The sequence below is a fragment of the Candidatus Tectomicrobia bacterium genome (genome assembly GCA_016192135.1).
In the GTDB taxonomy this organism is placed as follows: Bacteria; UBA8248; UBA8248; order UBA8248; family UBA8248; genus 2-12-FULL-69-37.
Genome location: JACPUR010000017.1, coordinates 34,485 through 58,774 on the forward strand (window position 1 = coordinate 34,485; position 24,290 = coordinate 58,774).

Here is a 24,290-nt window from a genome sequence, read left to right on the forward strand (position 1 = left end):
CGCCCGGGAGACCGCCCGTCAGCCGAAGGGGCTGCCTGATGGGGATCGATCCCAAGCTCTTCCGCTCGGCCCTGGGCCGCTTCGCCACCGGGGTCACGGTGGTGACGGTCAAGAACGGCTCCGCCTGCCGGGGCATGACGGCCAACGCCTTCTCCTCCGTCTCGCTCGACCCGCCCCTCGTGCTCGTGTGCGTGGATCAGCGCGCGGTGAGCCTGGATCTCATCCGGCGCGCCCGGTGCTTCGCGATCAATTTCCTGGCCGAGGAGCAGAAAAAGCTGTCGGACTGGTTCGCGGGCAAGGGTAAGGATGTGCCCGATCAATTCGCCGAGATCCCCAACGAAATCGGCGAGAACGGCTCCCCCGTCCTCGGGGGCCACATCGGGGCACTGGAGTGCGACCTCCACGAGGAGCACAAGGGGGGGGACCACGCCATCTTCGTCGGCCGGGTGACGCGCGTCCTCCTGCCCGAGGAGGTCCGCGCCCCCCTCCTTTTCTATGCCAGCGCCTACCGCAAGATGAACATGGGGGCCACCTTTGACGCCTAGCGCCGCCCCCGCCGGAGGCGGGAGGTGACCCGCCCGGCCTCCGCCGAGGGCCGCTTCCGCGCCGTCGCCTTCGACCTGTTCGACACCCTGGTGGACTTCGACCCGCAGCGCATCCCCGAGGTGATCATCGACGGGAGGCGGGAGCGCACCACCTCCCGCGCCGCCTATGACGCCCTCTTCGAGGCGGGCTACCACCTGCCGAACTACCCCGCCTTCCATCTCCTCTGGCTCGACACTTCCCGGGAGCTCTGGGAGGAGCGCAACCGCAGCCCCGAGTACCTGGAGGTTTCCTCCACGGAGCGCTTCCGGCGCCTGCTCGACCGGCTCGTGTCCATCCCGGGCCCCAAGAAGGAGGAGGCGGCGGCGCTCGCCAGGGACACCCACATGGAGGCCATTATCGGGTCGGCCGGCTTCCCTGCCGCCCGCTTCGCCATGCTCGACCGCATCCGGGAGGCGGGGCTCCGGATGGGGGTGATCTCCAACTTCGATCACACCCCTGCGGCGCACCGGCTCCTGGAGCGGCGCGGGCTCTCGGGCTACCTGGACGTGGTCGTGGTTTCGGAGGAGGAAGGTTTCCGCAAGCCGGCGCCCCGGCTCTTCCTCAAGGCGGCCGGGGGCTTGGGCGCGGTGCCTGGGGAGGCCCTCTTCGTCGGGGACGACTTCGAGGCGGACGTGAGGGGGGCCCAGGCGGCGGGGATGCCCTGCGCCTGGCTCAACCGCCGGGGAGAGGCGTCTCCCGAGGGCGCCGCCCCTCCCGATTTCGAGATCCGAAAGGTCGAAGAAACCCTCCGGCTCCTCTCCCTCGCCTAGGGCCGACGCTTGGCCATCTTCGCTTTTCAGCACACCGACGCGGAGCATCTTTCGCTGCTGGGCGGGGTCCTCATGCGGCGGCGGATCCCCGTCCGCTACTTCCCCCTTCACCGGGGCCATCCCCTTCCTTCTCCGGAGGAGCTGTGGCGTGAGGCGAGGGGCCTCGTGGTGCTGGGCGGCCCCATGGGGGTCCATGAGGCGGAGAAGCATCCTTGGCTAAGGCCCGAGATGGCGCTCCTCGGGGAGGCCCTGCGGCGGGATTTTCCCGTCTATGGCCTCTGCCTGGGGAGCCAGCTCATGGCCGGAGCGCTCGGGGCGCGGGTGTATCCGGGCGGGGCCAAGAAGGAAATCGGCTGGTTTCCGGTCCAGCGGACGGGGGAGGGCGCCCGCGACCCCCTGCTGGCCGGTGAGGGGGACGAGTTCACCGCCTTCCAGTGGCACGGGGACACGTTCGATCTTCCGGCGGGCGCCGCGCACCTCGCCTCCTCGGAGCGCTATCCGCACCAGGCCTTCCGGTCCGGGCGGAGGGGCTACGCCTTCCAATTCCACCTCGAGGTGGCCCCGGAGGACATCCGCCGGTGGCTCCGGGCCTTCGCCGGGGACCTGGCCTCCGCCCGCTCGGACGCCGATCCTAATGAAATTCTCGCCCGGATGCCCGCCGCCATCGGGGAGCTGAACGCCCGGGCGGAGCGCCTGTTCCTCCGCTGGCTGGAGATGGCGGGGTACCCGCCGGCCTGAAGAGCCCTTGCCCCCCGGCGGGCTCTTCTCTAAGATTCGGCGCCGGATGTTCCCCCCCTTTGCCAGGAGATTGGCGGCGATGGCTGAACCCATTCGAGGCGAGATCGTCGCCATCGGGACCGAGATGCTCCTCGGCGACCTGATCGACACCAACAGCGCCTTCATCGCGCAGCAGCTCAAGTCCATCGGCGTCAACATGTATTTCAAGCACACCGTGGGGGACAACCTCGACCGCATCGCCTCGGTCATCGGCAGCGCCCACGCCCGCAGCCAAGTGGTCATCACCACCGGCGGCCTCGGGCCCACGGTGGACGACCTCACGCGGGAGGCCGTGGCCAAGGCGATAGGGGTGGAGCTCGAGTTCCGCCAAGACCTCTACGATTACATCGACGCCTACTTCCAGCGGCGCGGCTTCAAGATGTCGGACAACAACCGCAAGCAGGCCTTCGTGCCCAAGGGGGCGACCGTCATCGAGAATCCCCGGGGCACGGCCCCGTGCTTCTACTGCGAGGACGCGAAGGGCATCATCCTCGTGAGCCCGGGCGTGCCCCACGAGATGCGCTACATCATCGGGGAAAGGGCCATCCCCATCTTGCGCGAGAAGTTCCCGCTGACCGACGTCATCCGCACCCGGGTGCTCAAGAGCTGTGGCCTGGGGGAGAGCCGGGTGGACGAGATGATCGGGGACCTCTTCCGGGAATCGGTGAATCCGAGCATCGGAGTGCTGGCCCACCCCGGACAGGTGGACGTTCGCATCACGGCCCGCGCGGCGAGCATCGAGCAAGCGGAGAAGATGATCGACGGCCTCGAGGTCAAGGTCCGCGAGCGGCTGGGAGCGGCGATCTATGGAGTAGGAGAGGTCACGCTCGACGCGGCGGTGGCGCGCCTTCTCGCCGAGAAGGGCCGCACCCTGGCTCTGGTGGAGTCGAACACGGGCGGGGCCATCCTCCAGCGCCTGTCCTCCTGGCCCGAGCGGGTGAAGTTCCTCAAGCGCGGCGTGGTGGCCCTCAATCCCGAGGAACTCTCGCGCATGTTCCGCCTCCCGCTCGACAAGGAGCCCTCCGGCCAGGACTTCGCCGAGGCCCTGGCCGTGCGCGTCCGGGAGGAGAGCGGCGCGGACCTGGGGCTGGCGGTCTTTGGGCCGAACCCTCCCGAGAACATCGAGCCGGAGAAGAGCCGGGCGGCCATCAAGGTCGGCAACACCTACGTCGCCCTCTCCACGGACAGCAAGGTGTTCCACTACGAGGGGAACTTCGGCGGGGACGAGCGCTTTGTTCAATCCCGAGTGCCCGTCTATGCCCTCGACCTCGTCCGGAGGGCCCTCCTGGGGCTGGATTAGCCCCTTCCTGCCGGTGCCACTGGCTCCACTGCACAATATGCGGGGTATCTCCTATCGGCCCTTTCCATATCTGGGGAAAGATCGCTTTTCCATCCTTTTTTCTTGCAATGACCCTAACCATAGATATAATTGATGTTTAGGATAGATAGCTTATGTAAGACATGAGCAAAAACCCTCGATTGTGCCACCGCCCGGCGCAAGAGGAGAGCCTGCGCGTGGCCATCCAGCTCGGGCGGATCTCCCCGCAGGGGGAGAAAAAGGTCCCGGCCTTCCGTCACCTCTTGCTTTTCGGTTTTCTCGTCCTGGGTCCGGTCCCTTTCCTGCTGGGAGGATGCCAGACGCTGGATGCCCCCCTCCAGGCGTTGCTCGGATACTTCCGCTCCGAAGGGGACAAAGGGGCTTCGGAGCAGGCGGAAATCCCCTCTCCGCCCCAGTTCGGGGCTCTTCCCAGCGGGCGGCTCCAGCCGGACGACGCCCAGCCGGACGACGGCTCCGTCTCGATCCAGACCGGGAGCTTCGCCCCCCAGGACACCGTGGAGAGTCTGCTGCGGGGCAACGGGCTCGGCCCGGGCCAGATACAAGAGGTCATCGCGGCCGCCCCGGCGGGATACCCCCTCTCCCGCGTGGGGGAGGGCCGGAGCTACGAGGTGGCCATCGGCCGGGAAGGGCTCCTGCGCCTGATGTTCCAGCTCGACGACGAGCGCCGCCTCCGCGCCTACCGGACGCGGCGGGGCCATCTGCGGGTCCGCCCCGAGCGGATCCCCTACGATGTCGAGGTGGTCCGGCTCCAGGGGAAGATCCAAGGCAGCCTGTTCGAGACGGTGGCCCGGGCGGGGGCCTCCCCCCTCGTGGCGATGGCGGTGGCGGACATCTTCGGCTACGTCGTCGACTTCCATAAGGAGCTGCAGGAAGGGGACCAGATCGACATCCTCATCGAGCGCCGCTCGCTCCATGGAAAGGAGGAGGGCTTCGGGCGGATTCTCGCCGCGAAGCTGGCGATCGGCGGCCGGGAGCGCTCGGCCTATTTCTTCGAGCCCGCCGGCGCCTACTACAGCGCCCAGGGCGAGACGCTCCGCCGGTCCTTCCTGCGCTCGCCGCTCCGGTACACCCGCATCAGCTCGGGCTTCACCGGCGCCCGCTTTCACCCCCTCCTCAAGCGCGTCCGGGCCCACTACGGGGTGGACTACGCGGCCCCCATCGGAACGCCCGTGCGGGCGGTGGCGGACGGCCTGGTGGTGTTGGCGGGCCCGCAGGGAGAGGCGGGGAACATGGTCCGCCTTGTGCATCAGGGGCAGTACGAGACCTCCTACCTTCACCTTTCCCGCTTCGCGAAAGGAATCCGGGCCGGAAGGAAGGTGAGCCAGGGCGACGTGATCGGCTATGTCGGCTCGACCGGCCTGTCCACCGGCCCTCATCTGTGCTATCGGATTGTCCGCCGGGGCAAGCCGCTTGACCCGATCTCGGGCGACCTGCCCGCCGGCTGGCCCCTTCCGGCGGACCAGCGGGCTGGGTTCCGGCGGGCCGTCCAGCAGCGCGAGGCGGAGTGGGCCGAGGCGCCCCTCCTGGAATCGGCCGGGGCGGTCGCGTCCGCGGACGCCACGAAGCCGCCTGCATTCTAAGAGGGCCTGATGCTGATCCCGTACGAAGGAAGGCTGCCCAAGGTGCATCCGACTGCCTGGCTCGCCGAGACGGCTGTTCTCATCGGCGACGTCGAGGTCGGGGAGGAGTCCAGCGTCTGGTACGGATGCATCCTGCGGGGCGACGTCATGCACATCCGGGTCGGCAAGCAAGTGAACATCCAGGATGGCTCCATCCTGCATGTGGAAAGGGGCAAATATCCCTGCATCCTGGGGGATGCCGTGTCGGTGGGCCATTTGGCCATCGTCCACGGCTGCGAAGTCGGGGACGGCGCCCTCATCGCCATGGGCGCCATCGTCCTCAACAACGTTAAGGTGGGTGCGGGCGCAGTGGTGGGCGCGGGCTCGGTGGTGCCCGAGGGAAAGGTCATCCCCCCCGGGACCCTCTGGATGGGGACCCCAGCCAAGTACGTGCGCGACCTCCGCGAGGACGAGCGCGAGCGCTTCCGGATGACGGCTGTGCACTACAGCGAGCTGAAGGACAGCTACCGGCGGGCATAGCTTCGGCCCCATTTCTAGGCGCCTCTCCCATGAAACCGTCTTCTCACCCTTCCGGGCGGCCCCTGGCCGCCGTCGTCGATCTGGGCACGAATGCCGCGCGGCTCGCCATGGCCTCCCTGGGGTCTTCCGGGGAATTAATCTCCCAGGGCCGCTGGCGCGAGCTGATCCGCCTGGGAGAGGGCCTGGCGCGGACGGGGGTTCTTTCCCCGGCCGCGATGGACCGGGGGGTCGCCACCCTGAGGCGTTTTGCGGCTCTCATCGCGGAGCGCCGGGTGGACGCCCTGGACGCCGTGGCGACGAGCGCCCTGCGCGAGGCGGCGAACGGGGGGGAGTTCCTCGCGCGGGCCGGGGAGGCGGGGGTCCCCCTGCGAGTGATTTCCGCTGGCGAGGAGGCCCGCCTGGCCCTGGCGGGGGTATGGACCAGCCTCGCGCCCGCGCCGCCGAGGGCGGCGGTCTTCGACATCGGCGGGGGCAGCCTCGAGATCATCCTCGCGGAGGAGGGGAGGCCGGTGGAGGCCGCCAGCGTCCGGGCGGGGGTGGTGTATCTCACCGAGCGGCACCTGACGGCGATGCCGACCCCTCCGGAGCAGGTGGAAGCGTGCGCGGGGGCGGTGCGCGAAATGCTGGCTGGCCTCCCGTTTCCGCCTCCGGGGGAGGCGGCCCTTCCCTTGCTCGGCTGCGGGGGGGTGGTCGCCCTGGCCGGTTTCATGGGCAAGGAGGGGGGGGAGAGGATCAACGGCCGGATGCTGGGCCTGGGCGAGCTGGAGGGTTGGATTTCCCGGTTCGCCCGCCTCGACTTCGCCGGCCGGCGGGCCTTGCCCGGGTTCGAGCCGGGGCGGGAGGACGTGGCGCTGGCGGGCTTGATCGTGGCCAGGGAGGTCCTCCGGTGGTCATCTCGGGAGGTTTTTCGGGTATCGACCGGAGGGGTGCGCGAGGGGCGGCTGCGGGAACTCCTGCTGGGGTACAAATAAAGGTCTGAAATTACAAAAGTTAACGAAACATCAGCCCCCACCCCTGCCGGGCGGGTCATTTGACAGACGGGGGCCGCCCTTTTATAGTCCCGGTTCTTCGGGGAGTCGAGGTTCCCCGGTCAGGATTTTAAAGGCTGCCCGGGAGGGAACGCCATGGAGGGAAGCCTCCGGATTTCCCTTTCCCGCGTCCCGGATGAAGGCCTCGATCTCGATATTGAGATTGAGACAGCGGATTTGGAACTGGAAGAAGGCGCCTGGCCCCCCCTGCGGGATGTGAGACTGGCGGGGCGGCTGGAGCGAACGGGACCCTCCGAGGCGGTTTTCAGGGGCGAGGCCCGGGGGACTTTCCGGCTGCAGTGCAGCCTGGGCCTGGCGGATTTCGATTTTCCCGTCTGCGAGGCCGTCGTGGTGTATTTCATGCCCCGGCCGCCGGAAGCCGGAGCGGAGGCAGAGGAAGACATCGAGCTGGGGGAGAGCGACCTCGAGGTGGCCTACCTCGACGGCGAAATCCTCGATCTCGGGCTTCCCCTCCGCGACCAATTGGGCCTGGCCATCCCGTTGCAGCCCAAGTGCCCGGAAAAGTGCCTGGGCGAAGACCCCGAGATGTGCCGGCGCCTGGAGGCGGGCGAAGGCGTCGGAGGGGGGCAGGAGGCCGACCCGCGCTGGTCGGCCCTTCGAGGCTGGCGGAAATAGGGAGCGGAAAAAATCCGGGGGTCCCCGGTTCCGGAATTCACTCCACCGCGTGAACTGCCAGGAGGTGTTGTTCCATGGGTTTGCCCAAGCGCCGTCATTCACAGACCCGGGGCCGCAAGCGGAGGACGCACTACAAGGCGTCCACCCCGCCCCAGGCCGTGTGCCCCAACTGCGGCTCGGCCGTGCTTCCGCACCGCGTGTGCACGAACTGCGGCCACTACAAGGGCCGCAAGGTGATGGAAGTCACGGAGCCATAGACGAGAACCCGGATGAAAATCGCCGTTGACGCCATGGGAGGGGATTATGCCCCCGCCGCCGCCGTGGAAGGGGCGGTCCTCGCGTGGCGCGAGTTCGGGATCGAGACCATTCTCGTCGGCGCTCCCGCCCGCATCGAGACGGAACTCGCCCGGCTCGATGCGCGCGGCCTCCCCCTGGAGGTGAGGGAGGCCACTCAGACCATCGAGATGGGGGAGTCGCCCTCCCGCGCGCTGAAGGGCAAGCCCGATTCCTCCATCCGCGTCGCCATCCGGCTCGTGAAGGGCGGCGAGGCCTCGGCCGTCTTCTCGGCGGGCGATACCGGCGCCGCCTTCGCGTCGGCCCTCTACGAGCTGCAGCGGCTGAAAGGCGTCATCCGCCCCGCCATCGCCGCCCTCATCCCGACACTCAAGGGTTTCTCAGTCATGCTCGACGTGGGGGCCAACCTCAATCCCAAGCCGCAGCAGCTTTTCCAATACGGGCTCATGGGGGCCGTCTACACGGAAGCGGTGCTGGGCAAGGACCGCCCCACCGTCGGGCTGCTGAACGTCGGCGGCGAGGACACCAAGGGAACCGAGGCCCTCAAGGAAGCCCACCAGCTCTTCAACCTCAGCGATCTCAACTTCGTGGGCAACGTCGAGGGGAACACGATCTTCCAGGGCATACCGGACGTGATCGTTTGCGACGGCTTCTCGGGGAACGTGGCCCTGAAGGTGAGCGAGAGCCTGAGCGAGATGTTCACCTCGCTTCTCCGGGACGAGGTCGAGCACTCCTTCCGCAGCAAGATCGGCTACATGTTCCTCCAGAACGGCATCAAGTCCATGCGCAAGCGGACGGACTATTCCGAGTACGGCGCGGCGCCTCTGCTGGGCGTGGGCGGGCTGTGCACCATCGGGCATGGGCGGAGCAACCCCAAGGCCGTGAAGAATGCCATCCGGACCACCGCGGAGATCGTGAAGCGCGATCTCAACACCAAGATTCAGGCCGAGATTGACAAGCACCTCGCCGTCCAGCGCAGCGGGGAGGTCGGCTGGCGGCTGTGGAACCAGATTCGGACGGGGCTTTTCCACGGCTCCGCTCAAGAATCAGCGGGCAAGGAGAGAGAGGAACTGTAGGCCAACCCGGCCTGCGCTCGTTCCGTTCCGCCCACCCGCCCACTCTGGAAGGGGCCCATGAAGCGCTCAGCCATCCTCGGGACGGGGTCCTATGTCCCGGACAAGATTCTGACGAACGCGGACCTCGAGAAGATGGTCGACACGAGCGACCAGTGGATCCGCGAGCGCACCGGCATCCGCGAGCGGCGTGTGGCCGGCCCCGAGATCGCCGCCTCCGACCTGGGCATCCGGGCGGCCAACAGCGCCCTCGAGGCGGCGGGGATGGATTCCAAGGATCTCGACCTCATCATCTTCACCACCCTGACGCCGGACACCATGTGCCCCGCCGCCGCCTGCTGGCTCCAGGCCGGCATCGGCGCCCACAAGGCCGCCGCCTTCGATCTGAACGCGGCCTGCTCGGGTTTCATCTACGGGCTCCAGACCGCCGACGCCTACATCCGCTCCGGCCTGATGCGGAACGTCCTGCTGGTCTCGGTGGACATCATGACCCGCGTCATCGACTGGTCCGACCGGGGCACCTGTGTCCTCTGGGGTGACGGCGCGGGCGCCGTCGTCATAAGCGCCGCGAACGACGGCCGCAAGGGCGTCATCGACTCCCTCATCCGCAGCGACGGGCGGGAGGCCGAGCTCATCTTCATCGCGGGCAGCGGCTCCCGCCTCTCGCCCATCACGCCCCAGGCCGTCCAGAACCACGAGCACACGCTCAAGATGAAGGGGCAGGAAACCTTCAAGACCGCCGTCCGCTGCTTCATCGACGTGTGCGTGGAGACCCTGGAGCGCAACGGCATGAAGCTCTCGGACGTCGACGTCTTCATCCCGCACCAGGCGAACCTGCGCATCATCGAGGCGGTGGCGAAGCGCCTCCAGCTTTCGATGGACCGCATCATCGTCACCGTCGACAAGTATGGTAATATGTCCTCCGCCACCATCCCGGTCGCCTTGGACGAATGGGTGCGGGAAGGGAAAATCCGCCGCGGCGATCACGTGCTGATGGCCGCTTTCGGCGGAGGGCTCACTTGGGGAGCGTCGCTGGTCGAATGGTAGGCCCAGCCGTTCCCATCGATGCCTTGAACCGCCCGGCGATTCCCTCCTTTCCCTCCGGAGAGCGGCCCCGCGCCTGACGCGCGGGAGCGACCACTTCCATGACCGACGTCAAGAAGCGCATCGCGTTCCTCTTCCCCGGCCAGGGCTCCCAGTACGTGGGCATGGGCAGGGACTTTCACGAGCGGTTCCCGCTGGCCTGCCGCATCTACGAGATGGCGTCCGAGATCCTGGGCTGGGACGTGGCCAAGCTGAGCTTCGAGGGGCCGATGGAGAGGCTCACCGAAACCCGCCACACCCAGCCGGCCATCCTGGTCCACAGCTACATCGCGTTCCGCCTGCTGGAGGAGAGGGGCGTGCGGCCCTCCATGACGCTGGGGCACAGCCTCGGCGAGTACTCCGCCCTGGTCGCCGCCGGCGCGGCCGATTTCGAGACGGCGCTCCGGCTGGTGCAGGCGCGGGGGCGCTTCATGCACGAGGCCGTCCCCGCCGGCGGTGGTGCCATGGCGGCGCTCCTGGGGGCGGAGCGCGAGGTGGCCGAGGCCGTCTGCCGGGAGGCCGAGGGCGTGGTCGAGGTGGCCAACTACAACGGTGCGGGGCAGTACGTCCTCTCCGGCGAGCGCAAGGCCGTGGAGGCCGCCGCCGCACTGGCCGAGCTGCGGGGCGCGCGCAAGGCGGTGATGCTCCCGGTGGGGGCGCCCTTCCACAGTTCCCTGCTCACCGAGGCCGCCGCCCGCATGAGCGAGATACTCGACGGCACGGACTTCCGGCCCCTCTCCGTCCCGGTCTACGCCAACGTCACGGGCCGGCCGATCCGCGACGCCGCGGAGGCCAAGGATCTGCTCAAGCGGCAGGTGCGCTCCTCCGTGCGGTGGGAGGACGCGATGGTATCGGCGGGGGAGGCCAAGCCGGACGCCGTGGTCGAGGTGGGCCCCGGCAAAGTGCTGTCCGGCCTGAGCCGCCGGATTTTGCGCGAGATACCCGTCTGGAACGTCGAGGACGGCGAAAGCCTGGAAAAAACAGTCGCGGGAATCGCTCAACTCGCTTGAAGGCCGGGGCTGTTATAATATAAAAAATGCCCCTTGAGAGAGCCCTGTCGCTCTTCCGGGACTGGCCCGGAGCCGCGCGGGGGCTGGCGGCGGGCAGACGGCGTGCCTGGGGCTTGGCTGTTAGCCGCGCCGGAGGGCACACCGCATGCCGCTGGGTTCCGGCTACCCCCTTCATGCGGGGCGGGCACAGGCGGCACGGACAAAGACGGGAGGGTGGATCGTGACGGAAGGCACGGAGAACATCGCCGCTCAGGTGAAGGAGATCGTAGCGGAGCAGTTGAGCGTGGACGCCGAGAAGGTGGTCCCCGAGGCCTCCTTCATCAACGACCTCGGCGCCGACTCGCTCGACACGGTGGAACTCGTGATGGCCTTCGAGGAGAAGTTCGGCCTCGAGATCCCGGACGAGGACGCCGAGAAGATTTCTACCGTGCAGGATGCCGTCAACTACATCGCCAGCCGCAAGCCGGCAGGGGCGCATTAGCCTGGGCGAGGGGCTCCGCCGCCCGCGCCGGGGAGAAAGCCTAGCGTGCAAAAGCTTCCTCGCAACGAGATACGGGTCGTGGTCACGGGCCTCGGCCTGGTCACCCCCTTGGGGGTCGGCGTCACCGAGAACTGGAAGGCGTTGATGGAGGGCAGGTCGGGCGTCGGCCCCGTCACCCGGTTCAACCCGGAGCGCCTTCCCACGCAGATCGGGGCCGAGGTCAAGGGCTTCTGCCCCGAGAACTACATCGACAAGAAAGAGATCAAGAAGATGGATCTCTTCATCCAGTACGTCCTCGCGGCCACCCAGATGGCCTTCGACGACGCCCTCCTCAAGGCCCCGGACAAGGAAGAGGCCCCGCGCTACGGCGCCATCATCGGCGTAGGCCTCGGCGGCCTTCCGGCCATCGAGACCCACATGAGCATCCTCGAGGCGAAGGGCCCCCGCCGGCTGAGCCCCTTCTTCATCCCGATGCTGCTGGCCAACCTGGCGGCCGGCAACGTCTCCATGCGCTGGAATCTCAAGGGCCCGAACAGCTGCACTGTCACCGCCTGCGCCTCGGGAAACCACGCCATCGGCGACGGCATGAAGTGCATCCAGCGCGGCATCGCCGACGTCATGGTGACCGGGGGCGGCGAGTCGTGCCTCACCGAGCTCGCCATGGCCGGCTTCTGCGCCATGCGGGCACTGAGCACCCGCAACGGCGATCCCCAGCACGCCAGCCGGCCCTTCGACGCCGAGCGGGACGGCTTCGTGATGGGCGAGGGCAGCGGCGTCCTCATCCTGGAGAACCTGGAGCATGCCAAGGCGCGCAACGCCCCCATCTACGCCGAGCTGACCGGCTACGGGCTCACCGCCGACGCCTACCACATCACCTCCCCCGACCCCGACGGCGACGGCGCGGCCCGCTGCATGGAGATGGCCATGCAGGACGCCGGCGTCTCCATCGACGAGGTGGACTACATCAACGCCCATGGCACATCGACCGAGCTGAACGACAAGCTCGAAACCACGGCCATCAAGCGCGTCTTCGGCGAGCAGGCCTACAAGCTCGCCGTCAGCTCCACCAAGTCCATGACGGGGCACCTCCTGGGCGCCGCCGGCGGCGTGGAGTCCGTTTTCACCGTGCTGGCGCTCAAGAACCAGTGCATCCCCCCGACCATGAACTACGAGAAGCCCGACCCCGACTGCGACCTCGACTACGTCCCCAACCGCCCGAGGAGCGCCGGCCTCCGCTGCGCGCTCACCAACTCTTTCGGCTTCGGCGGGACGAATGCCACCTTGCTCTTCAGGCGGCATGAGGCCGATGCCGCCTAGGGAGAATCCGGTGGCGGCGGACATCCTTCCCGCTCCCGGGGGAGCCGGCGCCCCGAAGAAGGGCCGCCGGGCGAAGGCCCCGGCCCCCGAGCTTCCGATCGCCGAGATTGAAGGGCGCATCGGGCACCGCTTCGCCGACCCCAGCCTCCTCGTCCAGGCCCTCACCCACCGTTCCTTCTCCCAGGAGAGCATCCCCCCGGGCCCGGACAACCAGCGCCTGGAGTTCCTGGGCGACGCCGTCCTCCAGCTCATCGTGACCGAGCGCCTCTGGCGCGGCCACGGCGAGGCCGACGAGGGCGACCTCACGCGGATGCGCTCCGAGCGCGTGAGCGGCCAGGCCCTGGCCCGCGCCGCGCGCCGGCTGGGCATCGCGGACTACCTGCGCCTGGGGCGGGGGGAGGAGAAGACGGGCGGACGCGGCAAGGCTTCCATCATGGCCGACGCCTTCGAAGCCCTGGTGGGGGCCCTCTACCTGGACGCCGGCTATCCGGCCTGCGTACGCTGGGTGGAAGACCGGCTCTGGGAGGCCTCCCCGGAGGAGGCGAACGGGGACGGCCTCGACTACAAGAGCCAGCTCCAGGAGGCCCTCCAGCGGCACAGCCGCCGGCTGCCCCTCTACACCGTCATCCGCGAGAGCGGCCCCGAGCACCTGAAGGTCTTCGAGGTCGAGGTGCGGCACGACGGCCGCGTCCTCGGCCAGGGCACTGGGACGACGAAAAAGGCCGCCGAGCAGGCCGCCGCGCGGGAGTCGCTGCGCGCCCTGGAAGGCGGCTCCGGCGATCCCGCCTGAGGCGCTTTCCGCTTTACATCCCCCGGGCCCTCTGCTAACGTAAAACTTCCTTCCGCCCCGCCCTTTCGCGCGATGCGTCATGCGCCCGCCGAGGAAACGGCATTGCGGTTCAAACGCCTGGAAATGCAGGGCTTCAAGTCCTTCGTGGACCGGACCGTCATCGAGCTGGGCGACGGCATCACGGCCATCGTGGGGCCCAACGGCTGCGGCAAGAGCAACGTCTGCGACGCCGTCCGCTGGGTGCTGGGCGAGCAGGCCCCCAAGGCCCTCCGCGCCAAGAGGATGGAGGACCTCGTCTTCAACGGCAGCGCCGAGCGCAAGCCGCTCGGCATGGCCGAGGTCACCCTCACCCTCACCGACCTGAAGGGCACGGTCACCTCCCCCCTCTACAAGGACTACGAGGAGGTGGCCGTCACCCGCCGGCTCTACCGCTCGGGCGAGAGCGAGTACCTCATCAACCGAAACCCCTGCCGGCTGAAGGACATCGTCGACCTCTTCCTCGACACCGGCGTCTCGCTCGACACCTTCTCCATCGTCGAGCAGGGCCGCATCGAGGGGCTGGTCAACGCCCGTCCCCAGGACCGGCGCCTCCTCATCGAGGAAGCGGCAGGGATCATGAAATACAAGAGCCGGCGCAACGAGGCGCTCCGCAAGCTGGAGCTCGCCCAGGCGAACCTCCTCCGGGTGGCCGACGTCCTCCGCGAGAAGGAGGGCCGGCTGCGCTCCCTGCGGCGCCAGGCGCGGAAGGCGGCCTTCTTCAAGGAGTATCAGAGCGAGATCAAGGCCCTCGACCTGCGCATCGAGGCGCTGGACCTCCTCCGCCTCGAGGACGAGCTCAGGCCCGCCGAGGCGGAGTACGAGCGGCTGAAGGAGCGCGAGGAGGGGCACCTGGCCGCCCTCGCCTCCCGCGAGGCCGAGCGCGAGACCGTACGCGCCCAGGTGGCCGAGCGCTCGGAGTCCCTGGCCGAAACGCGCCGCCGCGCCGTCGAGGTGGAGGGCTACATCCAGCGGCTCGAGAACAGCCTGGAGATGCTCCAGGGGCGGCTCGTCGAGCTGGACGCCGAGGACGCCCGCCGCGCCGAGGAGGCCGAGGCGCTGGCCCGCGAGGCGGCGCGGCTCGGGGAGGAGCGCGGGCGGCTGGCCGAGCGGGAAACCGCCTTCGCCGGGGAGGCCGCGGCCGCCCAGCGCGCCTTCGACCTGCGCTCGGCCGAGCTCTCCGCGGTGCGGGCGGAGCTGGCCGATCTGGAGGCCGCCCTGGCCGAGGCCCGGCGCGTCCAGGAGCGGGAGTCGGAGGCTTTTGGCGACGCCCGGCAGCGCACGGCCCTGGCCGAGTCCCGCCTCGAGGCCATCGCCCAGTCCACCGAGCGCCTCGGGCGCGAGGCGGAGGAGGCGGGGCGGGCCCTCGATGAGGCGCGGGCCGATCTCGAGGCCGCCGCGCGGCGGCTCGAGGAGATCGCGGGCGAGAGCGCCCGGCTGCGCGAGGAGTCGGACCGCGCGGCCCGGGAGCAGGCGCGCGTCGAGGCCGGCCTCCGGGCCGAGGAGGCGGCGCTCGCCGCCGCCCGCGAGGCCGTGGTCGAGGCGCGCTCCTCCCAGCGCGCCATCGAGGAGCTCCGCGCGGCCTCCCCCGAGCGCGCGGGGGCCGGCGCCTTCCGCGCGTGCGGCGCCCAGGCGCTCGCCGCCCTGGCGGACGTCCTGAGCGTCGATCCCGCGCACGAGAAAGCCATCGAGGCGGCGCTCGGGGAGCGCCTCCTGGGCGTGGTGGTGCCGGACGCGGAGTCCGCCGCCGCCGCCATCCGGGCGCTCGCCCGGGCGGGCGCCGGCCGGGGCATCGCGCTTCCCCTCGGGGCCCGGCAGGCCCACGCGGGGCCGCTCCCGGCGGTGGAAGGCGTCCTGGGGAGCGCCGCCTCGCTCATTCGGTGCGCCCAGGAATACCGTCCCCTCGTGGAGAGCCTTCTCTTCGGGGTGGCGGTCGCGCGCGATTTGGATGCGGCGCTCGCCGCCTGGCGCTCCAGCCCCTTCGGGACGACCTGGGTGACGCTCGGGGGCGAGGTGCTGCTGCCCTCGGGCGCGGTGGAGGGCGGCGCCCCCGTCCCCGCCGCGGCGGGCGTCCTGGAGCAGTCCCGGCGACTGGAGGCGCTTCGGCTCCAGGCCGGGGAGGGCGAGGCCCGGGTGGCCGCCCTGGAGGGGGCCTGTGCCCGCCTGCGCGAGGAGCTCGCCCGGGCGGAGGAGGAGGCCGTCCGGCTCGCCCGCATGGCGCGGGAGGCCGATCTCGCCCGGGTCGGGGCCGAGGGGGTGAAGCGCTCCTGCCAGGAGAAGTGGGAGGCCGTCCGGGAGCGCCACGAGGCCCTCCTGCGCGAGCGGGAGCGGATGCGCGAGGAGCGCGAGCGCCTCGATCGGGAGCGCGCGGAGGCCGGGGAGGAAGGGGCCCGCGCCGAGCACTCCTCCCGGGAGGCCGAGGCGCGCTCGCAGGCCGCGGAGGAGGAGCTGCGGCGGGTGGGCGCCCGGGCGGCGGAGCTCGAGGCCGAGGCGGCCGACCGCCGGGTGGCCCTGACCGAGGCGCTGGGGAAGGCGTCGGGCGCGCGGGCCGAGCTCCAGCGGCTCGAGGACAGCCTGGGCCAGAACGCGGCCCGGCAGGCCCGGCGCGAGGAGGAGAAGCAGGACTCGCTGCGCAAGCGGGAGCGGGTGGAGGCGGGGATGGCCCAGAGCCGCGAGGAGCTGGCCCGCCGCGTGGAGGAGCGGGCCTCCGCCGAGGCCGAGCAGCGGGAGCGGGTCCGGGCGCTCGAGGAGACCCAGGCCCGGGACGAGGAGCTGGGGAACCTCCTCCGGCAGATGCGGGCCGAGGCGGCCGATCTGCAGGCGCGCATCTCGGAGGCCGCCGAGCGGCGCACGACGCTGCGCGTCCAGCGGGAGTCCCTCATCGCCTCGGCGCGCGAAACCCATCAGGTGGACCTCCCCGAGGCCGCCGAGCGGGAACGGGGCGAGCTGCCCCTCTACCAGGAGCACTTCAACCGGCTGGAAATGCTGCGCCAGCGGCTCGAACGCATGGGCGAGGTGAACCCCCTCGCGGCCAGGGAGTTCGACGATATCAACCACGAGTACTCCTTCCTCAAGGAGCAGCAGGAGGACCTGGAGCGCTCCATCGCGGACCTGCACGCCACGATCGAGCGCCTGAACCGCACCACCCGGACACGCTTCCTGGAGGCCCTGGAGCAGGTGCAGAAGGCCTTCGTGGACATCTTCGGCCGGCTCTTCCAGGGCGGAGAGGCGCGGATGTTCCTGCTCGACCCCTCCGACCCGCTCGAGTCGGGGGTGGACATCGAGGTGCGGCCCCCGGGCAAGCGCCCGGCGAACATCATGCTCCTCTCGGCGGGGGAGAAGGCGCTGACGGCGCTGGCGCTGCTGTTCTCCGTCTTCTCGGTGCGGCCGAGCCCCTTCTGCCTCCTGGACGAGGTGGACGCCACGCTCGACGACCAGAACGTGGGCCGCTTCCGCGACGTGATCGCCGAGTTGGAGGCCAAGAGCCAGTTCATCGTCATCACCCACAACAAGCGCACCATGTCCTTCGCCTCCCAGCTCTACGGGGTCACCCAGCGCGAGAAAGGGGTGTCGGAGGTCGTCTCGGTGCGCCTGAACCGGAAGGAAGACGGGACGAACGGGGCCCCGGCCTCCGCGGCCGGGGAAGAGTTGCCGGCCCGGGGCGCCTGAGGCGCGCGGCGCCCCCTCCCGGACATCGGTTTTTCCCGTCCCCGGCGGCCATCCCGCCGGGGGCGGCGCTTTTTGGAGGTTCGCCCGTGGCATTCGGATTCTTCCAAAGGAAAAAAGAAGAAAAGAAGCCCCCCGCCGGGGGGGAGGCGCCGCCGGGCGAAGGAGCCGCTGAAGAGGCGCCCCCGGAGGCGGCCGCGCCCGAGGAGGCGGCACCCGCTCCTCCTCCCGCGCCGCCCCGGCGCGAGGGCTGGTTCGGCCGCCTGCGCTCGGGCCTGGCCAAGACGCGCGAGAGCTTCCTCGGGAGGGTCGGAGGCATCCTGCGGCGCCGGCCCCGCATCGACGCCGAGACCATCGAGGAGCTGGAGGAGGCCCTCTACGCGGCGGACCTGGGGCCCCTCACGGTGGAGCGGGTGCTCGATCGGCTGCGCCGGGGGGAGGGGGGCCGGGGCGAGCCCGCCGGGCGCCTGCGCGCCCTCCTCCGGGAGATGCTGGCCCACCCGGCCGTCCCGCCCCGGGCCGCGCCCGCGGCCCCCGCGAAGGGCGACCCCCGCGTCATCTTCCTGGTCGGGGTGAACGGGGCCGGGAAGACCACCACGGCGGGCAAGCTGGCCGCCCGCTACGCCGCCGAGGGCCGCCGGGTCATGCTGGCCGCCGCCGACACCTTCCGGGCCGCCGCGGGGGAGCAGATCGAGATCTGGGCGGGGCGGGCGGGCTGCGAGCTGATTCGCCTGCAAGAAGGCGCGGATCCCTCCGCCGTGGTCTTCGACGCCCTCCAGGCGGCCAAGGCGCGGGGGGCGGAGGTCCTGCTCGCCGACACGGCCGGCCGCCTCCACACCAAGAAGAACCTCATGGAGGAGCTCAAGAAGGTGCGCCGCGTGGCGGAGCGGCTGGTGCCGGGCGCCCCCCACGAGGTGCTGCTCGTCCTGGACGCCACGACCGGCCAGAACGCCCTGGCCCAGGTGCGGGAGTTCGGGGCGGCGCTGGGGGTGACGGGGCTCGTCCTCACCAAGCTCGACGGCACGGCCAGGGGCGGGGTGGTGGTCGGGGCCGCCCACGAGAGCGGTATCCCCGTCCGCTATATCGGGGTGGGGGAGGGGGTCGAGGACCTCCTCGATTTCGACCCGGACGCCTTCATCGCCGCCCTTTTCGGGGATGCCGAAGAGGCGTGATCCGGGGGTGGCCGGACCGCGCTCGGGCATCTTTTAGATGGGCTTTATCCCTCAATATCCCTTATTATCCGCGACACCCTCCCCGCCGGGCCGAATCATCGAAAAGGCGTTATTTCCCGTTACTAAGCGTTACTAGCCGTGACGTCCTCCTTTTCGCCCTGAGCGCCCCGCCCCCCTCCGGACGCGGTAAGACCAGGAGAAAAAAAGGGGGCTTTATCCCCTCTTTATCCGTTATTAAGCCTTACTAACCGTGACGGCCGTTTCCTCCTGAATAAATTCCCCTGGGATTCTTGCTTGCAGGGGCGGGTTTGAAACCCGCCCTCCAGATGGAGGCGGCCAACGCCTGTGGTCCTAATCCGCCAACTCCATCCGCGGTCGTCAATGACCGTACAGACAAAGACGGCGCGCCGCCCGCCACGGACAAGATAACGCCTCGCCGCCCGGGGCCGGTTACCGCAATTTCGCGCACGTTCATGCTGGACGGGAAAAATTGTCTGTAGGGGCGAATCTTGTATTCGCCCCTCCGGCGGGGGAATGCGGGGCGAACACGAGGTTCGCCCCTACAGGGGCTGGAGCCTTTCCCTTGCTACCCTCAGTTCTCCTGCAGGAAGCGGGGCAGCTCGCCCTTGGGGGGGCAGGCCTCGGTGGGCTCGGTGCCCTGGACGAAGGCCTCGGGGCGGGCCTTCCCCGGGCACCAGCGGGAGGGGAGGAGGCCCGTGCCGGCGTTGATCCGGATGAAATTGATGCCCGGCGGGGGCGGGGGGAGGGACTTGTCCAGCTCCCGCCCCTGGAGCCAGCCCTTCATCACGTCGATCCAGACGGGCAGGGCGGCCGTGGCCCCCGAGGCGCGGAAGCCCATATCCTTGTTGTCGTCCCGGCCCACCCATACGCCGACCACGATGTCGTTGACGAACCCGACGAACCAGGCGTCGCGGAACTCGTTGGTCGTCCCGGTTTTCCCGGCGGCGAAGGCGGGCAGGCCCCGCGCGGCGCGGCCCGTCCCCTCCAGCACCACCCCGCGCAGGAGGAGCTTCATCTGGTAGGCCGTCTCGGGACTGATGGCCTGGTGGACGACGGGCACGTTCTCCTCCAGCACCCGGTTGCTGCCGTCGGTCACCCGCTCGAGGTCGTAGGGGCGGGCGTAGAGGCCGCGCCGGGCGAACGGCACGAAGGCCGCCGTGAACTCGATGGGGGTCACCTCGAAGGTGCCCAGCCCGAGGGAGAGAAAGGGGTCCATCGGGGAGCGGATGCCGAGCCGCCGGGCGTAGTCGATCACGCGCTGGGGGCCAATCTGGTCCACGAGCTTGATGGTGGCCAGGTTCAGGGACTGCTCCAGCGCCGTGCGCAGGGTGACGGGGCCGTAGAAGCGGTCGGTGTAGTTGCGGGGCTTCCAGTCCTTGGGGGTGCCCGGCATCCGGCGGACGAAGGGGGCGTCCACGAGGATGTGCGCCGGGGTGTAGCCGTTCGCGAGGGCGGCCGCCATGATGATGGGCTTGAAGGAGGAGCCCGGCTGGCGGTGGGCCTGGACCGCCCGGTTGAACGGGTGCCGGCGGAAATTGGTGCCCCCCACCATGGCGCGGATGGCGCCGGTGGCGGGGTCGAGGGCGACGACGGCGCCCTGGATGCTCTCCTGCCACTCCAGATGGACGCGCTTCTGCTCCGCCTCCACGTTCACCACCCGGCCCAGCACCAGGTCCCCCTCGCGCAGGAAGGCCGGGTCCACCTCCTTCGGCAGGGGCATCACCGCCTCGTAGCCCCCGATGACGCCCCGGACGGCGCGGTCCTTCACCTCGGCGACGCGGAACTGGAAGCCGCTCCCCAGGCGCGGGGGCTTCTCCAGGGGCTTCGGGGGAAGGGGCGCGAAGCCGCGCTGCGCGTTCATCCGCTCCACGCCCTTCAGGAGGCTCTCGTGGGCGATGCGCTGCAGCTTGAGGTCCAGCGTGGTGTGGACCTGCAGCCCGCTCCGGTAGAGGGCGGGGCCGAAGCGGCGGTCGAGCCGCTGGCGGATGTTCTCGACGAAATAGGCGGACTCGGGGTGGACGTTCGAGACGGGCGGGGCGAGCCGCAGGGGCTCCTCGGCCGCGCTCCTCTCCTGCTCCCCGGTGATGTGCCCGAGCTCCTGCATCCGCCGCAGCACCAGGCGGCGCCGCTGGAGGGCGTTCTCCGGGTTAAGGCGCGGATTGAACCGCGCGGGCGCCTTGGGGAGGCCGGCGAGGGTGGCCGCCTCGGCCAGCGACAGCTCGCCGGCCTGCTTCCCGAAGTAGATGTGGGAGGCCGCCTCCACCCCGAAGGCGCCGCTGCCGAGGTAGATCTGGTTCAGGTAGAACTCGAGGATCTCGTCCTTGGTGAAGCGCCGCTCGATCTCCAGGGCCAGGAGGGCCTCGCGGACCTTGCGCGAGAGGGTGCGGTCGGGGGTGAGGAAGAGCACCTTCGCGAGCTGCTGGGTGATGGTGCTGGCCCCCTGGACGTAGCGGCGCTCCATCGCGTTCCGGACGATGGCGCGGAGGATGTCGCGGTAGCTGACGCCGGGGTGCTCGTAGAAGCGGTTGTCCTCGATGTCCAGGAAGGCCTGGCGGACCACGGGCGGAATGCGGGAGAGGGGGGTGGGGATCCGCTTCTCCTGGTACAGCTCGGCGATGAGCTGCCGGTCGCGCCCGTACACCTGGGTGATGGTGCTCGGGCGGTAGTCCCGGAGGTAGTCCAGCTCCGGAAAATCATAGAGATAGGAGAAACCCGCGCCGAGCGCCAGGCCGCCGGCCGCTGCCATGATGATCAACAGGAAAAGGAACCGGTTCCGGGCGAAGCGGGCTCTCAGCGGCACGGGAGGACCTCGGCGGGCCGGGGGAGGCATCGGCGGCTCGGCCTCCCCCCACGGCGCCATTATAGGACCCCCCCCGGGGGGCCGCAATGGGGGTTTTCCGGGGGCGGGGCGTTGACAAAATCCCCGCCCTTTGGGCCAATAAGGGCCAACTGAGGCCGGAAGTCCGCCGCTTGGAGGCCGGGTGTGCTAGATGGCGCGCGGGTCCTTGTGCTGAATCAGACGTATGAACCCATCCACATCTGCAACGCGCGCCGGGCCATCCGCATGGTGCTCCTGGGCAAGGCCGTCAGCATCGAGGACGACGGCCTCCTCGTCCGCAGCGAGTCGTTCCAGTTCCGGCTCCCCGCCGTCATCCGCCTGCTGCGCTTCGTCCACATCCCCCGCACGGGCGATATCCCCTTCAGCAAGAAGAACATCTGGCGGCGGGACAACTACACCTGCCAGTACTGCGGCTCCATGGACGCGGTGCTCACCGTGGACCACGTCATCCCCCGCTCGCGCGGCGGGCTGAGCTCCTGGGAGAACGTCCTGTGCTGCTGCCGCGCCTGCAACGCGCGCAAGGGCGACCGGCTCCCCCACGAGGCCGGGATGACCCCCCTGCGGCCCCCGCGCAAGCCGCGCTTCTTCCATCCCGAGGCTATGGGCCCCCGGCTGAACGACGCCGTCCGGCAGCACTGGAGCAAGTACCTCCGGCCGTTCGAGCCCTCGCGGTAAATAAAAAAAAGAAGCCGGAATATCCCGGATACGCCAAAGCGGAAACGCCCCGTTTTGCCCCCGTAGGGGCGAACTTTGTGTTCGCCCATCCTTGTTCGAATGGGGCGAATACGAGATTCGCCCCTACAAAAATCAGGCACCTGCCCCGGGACGGGGCCGGGCCAGGCATCGACTTTGAGCCCCCGCGTGGCACGCCGCGCGGGGCGAGGGGGCCTTCTCCCACGGATGGATGGCAGGGGATGACGCCCTCTCTCCAACAATGCCTTTCGCCCTTTCTCCTCTCTCCCCGATCCGCTAAACTGTCCTGTTGCCGCCTCGGCCTCCGCGGGGAGGCCCTTGCCACCGCAGGGATAATTCCGCATGGGCGCCTTTCAACTCGTTTCCGAATACGCCCCCACGGGAGACCAGCCCCAGGCCATCGAGGCCCTGGTGCGGGGCTACCGGGAGGGCCAGCGCCAGCAGGTGCTGCTGGGCGTCACCGGCTCGGGCAAGACCTTCACCATGGCGAACCTGATCGCCCACCTGGAGAAGCCCACCCTCGTCCTGGCCCACAACAAGACCTTGGCCGCCCAGCTCTATAACGAGTTCAAGGGGTTTTTCCCCCACAACGCGGTCGAGTACTTCGTGAGCTACTACGATTACTACCAGCCGGAGGCCTACGTCCCCACGACGGACACCTACATCGAGAAGGACGCCTCCATCAACGAGGAGCTCGACCGCCTGCGCCACTCCGCCACCCGCTCGGCTCTCACCCGGCGGGACGTGGTGGTGGTGGCCAGCGTGAGCGCCATCTACGGCCTGGGCTCCCCCTCGGACTACTTCGACCTCCACATCCAGCTCGAGCGGGGCATGGAGATGAACCGGGAGGAGCTCCTCACCCAGCTCGTGCGCATCCAGTACCGGCGGAGCGACACGGAGCTCAGGCGGGCCTCCTTCCGCGCCCGGGGGGACGTGGTGGAGATCCTCCCCGCGCACGAGGATGAGCAGGCCCTGCGCGTCGAGTTCTTCGGGAACGAGATCGACGCCATCGCCGAGATCGACCCGGTGCGGGGCGCCGTGCTGCGCAAGCTCGACGTGGCGGACATCTACCCGAACAGCCACTACATCACCCCCGAGGAGCGCCTGGGCCGGGCGGCGCAAAGCATCGAGAAGGAACTGTGGGCGCGGACGGCCGAGCTCCTCGCCGAGGGGAAGGAGGCCGAGTCGCGGCGCCTCCAGCAGCGCACCCTCCAGGACATGGAGATGCTGCGCGAGGTGGGCTACTGCCACGGGGTCGAGAACTACAGCCGGCACCTGGACGGCCGCCTCCCCGGCGAGCCCCCGGCCACGCTCTTCGCCTACTTCCCGCAGGACCACCTGGTCATCGTGGACGAGAGCCACCAGAGCGTGCCCCAGCTCCGGGGCATGTACCGGGGGGACCGCTCCCGCAAGGAGACCTTGGTGAACTACGGCTTCCGGCTCCCCTCGGCCCTGGACAACCGGCCCCTCAAGTTCGAGGAGTTCGAGGGCCAGCTCCGCGACGTGCTCTACGTCTCGGCCACCCCGGGCCCCTACGAGCTGGAGAAGAGCGAGGGGGTGGTGGCCGAGCAGATCCTCCGGCCCACCGGGCTGGTGGACCCTCCGGTCGAGGTGCGGCCCGTGAGCGGCCAGGTGGACGATCTCCTGGGCGAGGTGCGCCTGTGCGCGGCCAAGGGGGAGCGGGTGCTGGTGACCACCCTCACCAAGCGCTTCTCGGAGGACCTGACCGAGTACTACGAGGACCTGGGGGTGCGGGTGCGCTACCTCCACAGCGACATCGACGCGCTGGAGCGGGTGCGCATCATCCGCGACCTGCGCTCGGGGGCCTTCGACGTCCTCATCGGCATCAACCTCCTCCGGGAGGGGCTCGATCTCCCCGAGGTGGCGCTCGTGGCCATCTTCGACGCGGACAAGGAGGGCTTCCTGCGGTCGGAGACCTCTCTCATCCAGACGGCGGGGCGGGCGGCCCGGCACGTGAACGGGCGGGTGATCATGTACGCGGACCACATGACCGAGAGCATGCGCCGGGCCATCGGGGAGATGGAGCGGCGCCGCTCCATCCAGCTCGCCTACAACGAGGCGAACGGCATCGTGCCGCGCTCCATCCAGCGCCGGATGGACGGCCTCCTCGAAACCGTCTGGCTGCCGGACTACGTGGAGACGGCTGCCGTGGCCGAGGAGGAGTCGCCCTACGGCGAGGTTTCGGCCGAGGACGCTCCGGCCCTCGGCGCGCTGCGCGCGCAGATGAAGGAGGCCGCCCAGCGCCTCGAGTTCGAGCGCGCGGCGGAACTTCGGGACCGCATCCTCGCCATCGAGCGCCGCCAGCTGGGATTGAAGGTGTAGGGCAAGCCCGACCGTCCCGCCCGCCGGGGCGAACCTTGTGTTCGCCCCGCGCGGGCTCCGCCACCGGCGCGGATTGCATGTGTAGTGGCGTATGGCGATACGCTCCTACGGCCTCGCCGCCGGGTTCCGTAGGGGCGGCCCCCCGTGGCCGCCCCTACATGGGGCAGGCACGGGGGCCTGCCCCTACAGGCCCTGCAAGGGCGCCGGGGCATGGCGGAACCCGGGCCATGTCCACAAA

General features: G+C 69.8%; 20 protein-coding genes. 19 read left to right on the forward strand and 1 reads right to left on the reverse strand.

The window, feature by feature from the left end:
• Positions 1–38: 38 nt before the first annotated feature.
• The 17 genes from HYZ11_06645 to ftsY all read left to right on the forward strand — a co-directional run bounded on the left by HYZ11_06645 (position 39) and on the right by ftsY (position 18,156).
• Positions 39–545 carry a flavin reductase gene (locus HYZ11_06645; GenBank protein MBI3127265.1) on the forward strand — a complete coding sequence of 169 codons (507 nt, stop codon included), beginning with the start codon at positions 39–41 and terminating at the stop codon, positions 543–545.
• Between the two features lie 24 nt (positions 546–569).
• Complete coding sequence (locus HYZ11_06650; protein ID MBI3127266.1) at positions 570–1,355, forward strand: HAD family hydrolase; 786 nt, start codon at positions 570–572, stop codon at positions 1,353–1,355.
• Positions 1,356–1,364: 9 nt separating this feature from the next.
• Positions 1,365–2,093, forward strand: a complete 729-nt coding sequence (locus tag HYZ11_06655) for a gamma-glutamyl-gamma-aminobutyrate hydrolase family protein (GenBank protein ID MBI3127267.1) — start codon at positions 1,365–1,367, stop codon at positions 2,091–2,093.
• A gap of 79 nt (positions 2,094–2,172) precedes the next feature.
• Positions 2,173–3,432: a CinA family nicotinamide mononucleotide deamidase-related protein gene (locus HYZ11_06660; GenBank protein ID MBI3127268.1), complete on the forward strand. Its 1,260-nt coding sequence runs from the start codon at positions 2,173–2,175 to the stop codon at positions 3,430–3,432.
• A gap of 215 nt (positions 3,433–3,647) precedes the next feature.
• On the forward strand, positions 3,648–5,051 hold the full coding sequence (locus tag HYZ11_06665) for a peptidoglycan DD-metalloendopeptidase family protein (GenBank protein ID MBI3127269.1): 1,404 nt from the start codon (positions 3,648–3,650) through the stop codon (positions 5,049–5,051).
• A 9-nt stretch (positions 5,052–5,060) separates the two neighbouring features.
• The gene (locus HYZ11_06670) at positions 5,061–5,570 is read left to right on the forward strand and encodes a gamma carbonic anhydrase family protein (protein ID MBI3127270.1); all 510 of its coding nucleotides are present in this window, start codon (positions 5,061–5,063) and stop codon (positions 5,568–5,570) included.
• Positions 5,571–5,599: 29 nt separating this feature from the next.
• Complete coding sequence (locus HYZ11_06675; protein MBI3127271.1) at positions 5,600–6,541, forward strand: Ppx/GppA family phosphatase; 942 nt, start codon at positions 5,600–5,602, stop codon at positions 6,539–6,541.
• 153 nt (positions 6,542–6,694) lie between these two features.
• Complete coding sequence (locus HYZ11_06680) at positions 6,695–7,234, forward strand: DUF177 domain-containing protein (protein MBI3127272.1); 540 nt, start codon at positions 6,695–6,697, stop codon at positions 7,232–7,234.
• Between the two features lie 74 nt (positions 7,235–7,308).
• Entirely contained in the window at positions 7,309–7,491 is a 183-nt protein-coding gene (rpmF, locus tag HYZ11_06685) for a 50S ribosomal protein L32 (protein MBI3127273.1), read from the forward strand.
• Positions 7,492–7,503: 12 nt separating this feature from the next.
• Entirely contained in the window at positions 7,504–8,604 is a 1,101-nt protein-coding gene (gene plsX, locus HYZ11_06690) for a phosphate acyltransferase PlsX (protein MBI3127274.1), read from the forward strand.
• 57 nt (positions 8,605–8,661) lie between these two features.
• Positions 8,662–9,648 carry a ketoacyl-ACP synthase III gene (locus HYZ11_06695; GenBank protein ID MBI3127275.1) on the forward strand — a complete coding sequence of 329 codons (987 nt, stop codon included), beginning with the start codon at positions 8,662–8,664 and terminating at the stop codon, positions 9,646–9,648.
• Positions 9,649–9,746: 98 nt separating this feature from the next.
• Positions 9,747–10,694, forward strand: a complete 948-nt coding sequence (gene fabD, locus HYZ11_06700) for an ACP S-malonyltransferase (GenBank protein MBI3127276.1) — start codon at positions 9,747–9,749, stop codon at positions 10,692–10,694.
• A 145-nt stretch (positions 10,695–10,839) separates the two neighbouring features.
• Positions 10,840–11,175, forward strand: a complete 336-nt coding sequence (locus HYZ11_06705) for an acyl carrier protein (protein MBI3127277.1) — start codon at positions 10,840–10,842, stop codon at positions 11,173–11,175.
• Between the two features lie 45 nt (positions 11,176–11,220).
• The gene (gene fabF / locus HYZ11_06710) at positions 11,221–12,492 is read left to right on the forward strand and encodes a beta-ketoacyl-ACP synthase II (GenBank protein MBI3127278.1); all 1,272 of its coding nucleotides are present in this window, start codon (positions 11,221–11,223) and stop codon (positions 12,490–12,492) included.
• Positions 12,482–13,282: a ribonuclease III gene (gene rnc, locus HYZ11_06715; protein ID MBI3127279.1), complete on the forward strand. Its 801-nt coding sequence runs from the start codon at positions 12,482–12,484 to the stop codon at positions 13,280–13,282. The genes fabF and rnc overlap by 11 nt, the downstream gene beginning before the upstream one ends.
• A 102-nt stretch (positions 13,283–13,384) precedes the next feature.
• Positions 13,385–16,987, forward strand: a complete 3,603-nt coding sequence (smc, locus tag HYZ11_06720; GenBank protein ID MBI3127280.1) for a chromosome segregation protein SMC — start codon at positions 13,385–13,387, stop codon at positions 16,985–16,987.
• 86 nt (positions 16,988–17,073) lie between these two features.
• Positions 17,074–18,156: a signal recognition particle-docking protein FtsY gene (gene ftsY / locus HYZ11_06725; protein ID MBI3127281.1), complete on the forward strand. Its 1,083-nt coding sequence runs from the start codon at positions 17,074–17,076 to the stop codon at positions 18,154–18,156.
• Between the two features lie 592 nt (positions 18,157–18,748).
• Here the strand turns inward: ftsY and HYZ11_06730 are convergent.
• A complete protein-coding gene (locus HYZ11_06730) occupies positions 18,749–20,977 on the reverse strand; it encodes a PBP1A family penicillin-binding protein (GenBank protein MBI3127282.1) in 2,229 nt (742 codons plus the stop codon).
• A 183-nt stretch (positions 20,978–21,160) separates the two neighbouring features.
• On the opposite strand from HYZ11_06730, the gene HYZ11_06735 reads away from it, so the two are divergent.
• A complete protein-coding gene (locus HYZ11_06735) occupies positions 21,161–21,691 on the forward strand; it encodes an HNH endonuclease (GenBank protein MBI3127283.1) in 531 nt (176 codons plus the stop codon).
• 360 nt (positions 21,692–22,051) lie between these two features.
• Complete coding sequence (gene uvrB, locus HYZ11_06740; GenBank protein MBI3127284.1) at positions 22,052–24,052, forward strand: excinuclease ABC subunit UvrB; 2,001 nt, start codon at positions 22,052–22,054, stop codon at positions 24,050–24,052.
• Positions 24,053–24,290 lie beyond the last annotated feature (238 nt).